Consider the following 4,124-nt stretch of genomic DNA (forward strand, 5'->3'; position numbering starts at 1 on the left):
GCGGTTCGCGCATGTGCTGAAGCCTGGTTCAAAATTCCGCTTCGCGTCCGACATCGACACCTATGTCAACTGGACCCTGCTGCATTGCCGCGCGCATGGCGCGTTCGCATGGCAGGCTTGCGAGGCGGCGGACTGGCACCTTTCCTATGAAGGTTGGCCGGGCACCCGTTACGAGGCCAAGGCCATTCGTGAGGGCCGGCGGCCGGCCTATCTGACCTTCATTCGGAAATAAGCTCGCGGTCATAGAGAAATTCCAGGAAAAGTGTGAAACGGTTTTCCGTCCGGAATTGCGTCAAAGCTAGAAGCGGCGGCCGATGCGATCGAAGGCGGCAGGCTCGACGCCGAGATTGCGCAGGTCGTCGGCGCGCGGCCTGCGACCGGCTTCCACGGCCCGTGAAGCGGCCACGGCGCTGCCGAATACGGTGAAGAAGTCGCCTATTGCAGAAAATATCTTGCGATTGCTCATGATCATGTCCTTTCGCGCACGTATGGCGCACGGCCACATTTGTGCAGCGCAACATAAATAGGCGCGTTTCAGCGCCGATCCCATGGGTGTCGCCGCATAGGCGCCATGCGCCCCATGCAACGCTGGCGCGGGCCGCCTCGATGGCGGCGTTGCCCGACCAGCACAGCGGGCTTGAAACACAGGCCGTCATCGTCTATATCAGCCTCAAATTCTTGGTCGGTATGACGAAGAGTGGGTCCACCCGGTCCCGCTCTTTTTTATTACCTGCCGATAACTTGGTAGAGAACGACAGGGCTTCAATGACTGCAACGGCAAGCGAGGGCGACGATCGCATCATCCGCGAAAGCGGCATCGATGCGCGCATCGCGCTGATCGTCCAGCCGGTTCTGCGCGGCATCGGCTTCCGCCTCGTGCGGGTGCATCTGTCGGGCCAGAACGGGCTGACGCTGCAGATCATGGCCGAACGCGAGGACGGCACCATGACCGTCGAAGATTGCGAAGAGGTCAGCCGCGCTGTGTCGCCGGCGCTCGACGTCGATGATCCGATCGAAAAGGCCTATCACCTCGAAGTCTCGTCGCCCGGCATCGACCGGCCACTGGTCCGTAAATCGGATTTCACGACCTGGACGGGTCATCTGGTGAAGATGGAAACATCGATGGTCGTCGCCGACCGCAAGCGCTTCAAGGGCAAGATCGCCGAAGCCGGCGAAGACGATGTGCTGATCGAGCGCGACAAGGCAGCCTATGGCGAGGAGCCGACGGTGCGTGTCCCCTACGATGCGATTGCCGACGTGCGCCTGATCCTGACCGACGATCTCATCCGCGATGCCCTGTCGAAGGACAACAGGGCGCGCAAGGAAGCCAAGAAGCGCCGCGGCGAACCGGACGATGACGAGTCGGGTGCGGAAGCGGACGCCACGGAAGACCACGAACAGGAACTATGATTGAGCTGCCGGGCGCAAAGGCCCGGCAAACAAGCTCCGGAGAAAAACGATGGTTGTAAGCGCCAACAGACTTGAATTGCTGCAGATCGCCGACGCGGTCGCGCGTGAAAAGTCGATCGACAAGTCGATCGTCATCGCCGCCATGGCCGATGCGATCCAGAAGGCGGCGCGCTCGCGTTACGGTCAGGAGACCAACATCCGCGCCGACATCAACCCGAACACCGGTGAGATGAAGCTGCAGCGGCTGATGGAAGTGGTCGAGAAGGTCGATGACTACGCCACGCAGATCGCCATTTCCTCGGCTCGCGAGCGCAATCCCGACGCCCAGCTCGGCGACTTCATCGCCGAACAGCTGCCGCCCATGGATTTCGGCCGCATCGCTGCCCAGTCGGCCAAGCAGGTCATCGTGCAGAAGGTCCGCGAGGCCGAACGCGACCGCCAGTATGACGAGTACAAGGACCGCATCGGCGAGATCGTCAACGGTACCGTCAAGCGCGTCGAATACGGCAACGTCATCGTCGATCTCGGCCGCGGCGAAGCGATCATCCGTCGCGATGAGCTGATCCCGCGTGAAAACTACAAATATGGCGACCGCGTCCGCGCCTATGTCTACGATGTGCGCCGCGAGCAGCGCGGCCCGCAGATCTTCCTGTCGCGTACCCATCCGCAGTTCATGGCCAAGCTGTTCACCATGGAAGTGCCGGAAATCTATGACGGCATCATCGAGATCAAATCGGTCGCCCGCGACCCGGGTTCGCGCGCCAAAATCGCCGTTATTTCGCGCGACAGCTCGATCGATCCGGTCGGCGCCTGCGTCGGCATGCGCGGCAGCCGCGTCCAGGCCGTCGTCGGCGAATTGCAGGGCGAGAAGATCGACATCATTCCGTGGTCGCCTTCTGCGGCGTCCTTCATCGTCAACGCGCTGCAGCCGGCGGAAGTCGCCAAGGTCGTGCTCGACGAGGATGCCGAGCGCATCGAAGTCGTGGTTCCCGACGACCAGCTGTCGCTGGCCATCGGCCGCCGCGGCCAGAACGTGCGTCTGGCTTCGCAGCTGACCGGTTGGGATATCGACATCCTCACCGAGGCCGAAGAATCCGAGCGTCGCCAGAAGGAATTCGTCGAGCGTTCGTCGCTGTTCATGGAAGCCCTCGACGTCGACGAGATGGTCGGCCAGGTGCTGGCCTCCGAAGGCTTCACCAGCGTCGAGGAAGTCGCGTATGTCGATTCCGGCGAGATCGCCTCGATCGACGGTTTCGACGAGGACACCGCTTCGGAAATCCAGACCCGCGCCCGCGAATATCTGGAGAAGATCGAGGCCGAGCACGATGACAAGCGCAAGGCGCTCGGTGTTTCGGACGAGTTGCGCGAAATCCCCGGCGTCACCACCGCCATGATGGTGACGCTTGGCGAGGACGGCGTGAAGACGATCGAGGATTTCGCCGGCTATGCCGCCGACGACCTGACCGGCTGGAAGGAACGCAAGGACGGCGAGACAAAGGTCTATCCGGGCGTGCTGGCCAATCATGGCGTGACCCGCGCGGACGCCGAACAGATGGTTCTGGCCGCCCGCCTCAAGGCCGGCTGGATCACCGAAGACGAGCTTGCAGCCGAAGAAGTCTCGGCTGACGAAGCCGTTGGTGCGTGAGGTGAAACCGCATCGCACCGAACCCGCCCCTGGACGAGATGAACGATCGCACCTGCATCGTTACGCGCAAACAAGCCGAACCGGATGATCTGATCCGGTTCGTCGTCGGCCCGGATTCGGCCGTCGTTCCCGACATCAAGAGAAATCTGCCCGGCCGCGGTTGCTGGGTGAGCGCCGACCGCCTACATATCGACAAGGCTGCGGCGAAGAACCTCTTTGCCCGCGCCTTCAAGGCACAGGTGGTCGTGCCGCCCGATCTTGGCGGCATGATCGACGGGCTGCTTTCCAGGCACGCTCTGGGCATGCTTGGTCTTGCCCGTAAGGCAGGCGCAATTTCGCTTGGTGCTACCAAGGTCGAAAGTGCTGTTCGCGGCGGATTGGCGCTTTTCGTGCTCCACGCGACCGAGGCGTCCGATGACGGCGTGCGCAAGATCAGCCAGGCGCGACGGGCGACAGTCCATCTCGGCGGGCCCGCCATCCTTGCCTACAAACTTTTCTCCGAGGTCGAGTTGAGCTTGGCATTGGGGGGTACAAATGTGATACATGCTGCCGTTCTCGCGGGAGACGCGGGCAGGGCGGTCCAGAAGCGCATGGTTGCGCTCGACCGGTATCGGGGCGGTTCCCCGGACGATCTGGCAATGCTTGCGGCTGTTGCTGACGAAGATGATGCCGCAGAGGATATGGAATGAGCGATACGAAATCGGGTGACGACAATACGCTGAGTGTGACGCCGAAGAAGACCTTGACGCTGAAGCGCCCCGGTATGGAGCAGGGCACTGTGCGCCAGAACTTCTCGCACGGCCGCACCAAGCAGGTCGTCGTCGAAACCAAGAAGCGCAAGTTCTCGATGCCCGGCGACAAGCCGGAGCCTGTTGCCGCCCCCGTCTTCACACCGAAGCCGGCGGTCGTGGCCGCACCCGTCGTGCCGGAAGCACCGAAGGCGCCGCCACCCCCGCCGCCACCGGCCCCGGTCGAGCGCAGCGGCATGGTGCTGAACGAACTGTCGCGCAGTGAAATGGAAGCACGCCGCAGGGCGCTCGAGGGCTCGAAGGTTCGCGAGGTCGAGGAC

At 62.7% G+C, this 4,124-nt stretch carries 5 protein-coding genes and 1 pseudogene; 5 read left to right on the plus strand and 1 reads right to left on the minus strand.

The genetic code is table 11. From position 1 onward, the window contains the following. Nucleotides 1-232 (plus strand): annotated as a pseudogene (locus EN984_RS24810) (tRNA (guanosine(46)-N7)-methyltransferase TrmB); the annotation flags it as partial. Nucleotides 233-298: 66 nt separating this feature from the next. Here EN984_RS24810 and EN984_RS24815 read toward each other — a convergent pair. Then, nucleotides 299-466: a hypothetical protein gene (locus EN984_RS24815; protein WP_013527898.1), complete on the minus strand. Its 168-nt coding sequence runs from the start codon at nucleotides 464-466 to the stop codon at nucleotides 299-301. A 299-nt stretch (nucleotides 467-765) separates the two neighbouring features. Here EN984_RS24815 and rimP point away from each other — a divergent pair, with 299 nt between their 5' ends. The 4 genes from rimP to EN984_RS24835 all read left to right on the plus strand — a co-directional run. After that, on the plus strand, nucleotides 766-1,410 hold the full coding sequence (gene rimP, locus EN984_RS24820; RefSeq protein ID WP_127270712.1) for a ribosome maturation factor RimP: 645 nt from the start codon (nucleotides 766-768) through the stop codon (nucleotides 1,408-1,410). 49 nt (nucleotides 1,411-1,459) lie between these two features. Next, nucleotides 1,460-3,055: a transcription termination factor NusA gene (gene nusA, locus EN984_RS24825; protein ID WP_013527896.1), complete on the plus strand. Its 1,596-nt coding sequence runs from the start codon at nucleotides 1,460-1,462 to the stop codon at nucleotides 3,053-3,055. A 38-nt stretch (nucleotides 3,056-3,093) separates the two neighbouring features. Beyond that, nucleotides 3,094-3,744: an RNA-binding protein gene (locus EN984_RS24830; protein ID WP_127270709.1), complete on the plus strand. Its 651-nt coding sequence runs from the start codon at nucleotides 3,094-3,096 to the stop codon at nucleotides 3,742-3,744. Beyond that, nucleotides 3,741-4,124: translation initiation factor IF-2 associated domain-containing protein (locus tag EN984_RS24835; protein WP_206517472.1), on the plus strand; the 384-nt coding region annotated here is incomplete at its 3' end. The genes EN984_RS24830 and EN984_RS24835, both read left to right, overlap by 4 nt.

Origin of the sequence: Mesorhizobium sp. M7A.F.Ca.CA.004.12.1.1, from assembly GCF_003997835.1 — a bacterium.
Lineage (GTDB): Bacteria > Pseudomonadota > Alphaproteobacteria > Rhizobiales > Rhizobiaceae > Mesorhizobium.